Source organism: Kitasatospora putterlickiae (genome assembly GCF_039527695.1).
Taxonomy (GTDB): domain Bacteria; phylum Actinomycetota; class Actinomycetes; order Streptomycetales; family Streptomycetaceae; genus Kitasatospora; species Kitasatospora putterlickiae.
Map to the genome: position 1 here is coordinate 10489 of NZ_BAAAKJ010000119.1, position 506 is coordinate 10994.

The following is a 506-nucleotide window of genomic DNA, read 5'->3' on the forward strand; positions in this document are numbered from 1 at the left end:
CCGCCCGCCGGCAGCGGCGGCGGCTCCGGCGGCTCGAAGTGGCCCTCGTCGGGGTCCTCGGCCAGCTCGAAGTCGCGCGGGCCGGAGCCGGCGGCCGGCACGACCGGCCGGCCGGAGCGCGGCCGCGGCTGGGGCGCCAGGTCGGAGAGGTCGCCGGTGCCGCCGGGGAGGCCCTCGCCGGGGTCCTTGAAGCCCTTGAGCTCGCCGCGCGCCCGGAGGTTCTCGATCTCCGGCCAGTTGGGGTTGTTGAGGTCGACCGGGTCGTCGAACTGGGCGACCAGCGCGGCGAAGATCTCGTCCTGCTCGGCCTGGCTGCGCTCGGGCGCGCGCCGGGCCCGGGCCGGGCCGGCCGTGGTGCCCGAGCCGCCCTCGCCCGCCGCTCCGTCCGCCGCCGGGGCTTCGCCGGAACCAGAGCCGGAACCAGAGCCGGCGCCGGAACCAGCGCCGGAGCCGGGAACGTCGGCCACCGTCTCGCCGACCGGGCCGCGGCCCGGCTGCGTGCCCGT

The 506-nt window shown here is 79.8% G+C and carries 1 pseudogene; it reads right to left on the reverse strand.

What is annotated here, in order from left to right:
- A pseudogene (locus ABD308_RS12440) lies at positions 1-506 on the reverse strand (hypothetical protein); the annotation flags it as partial.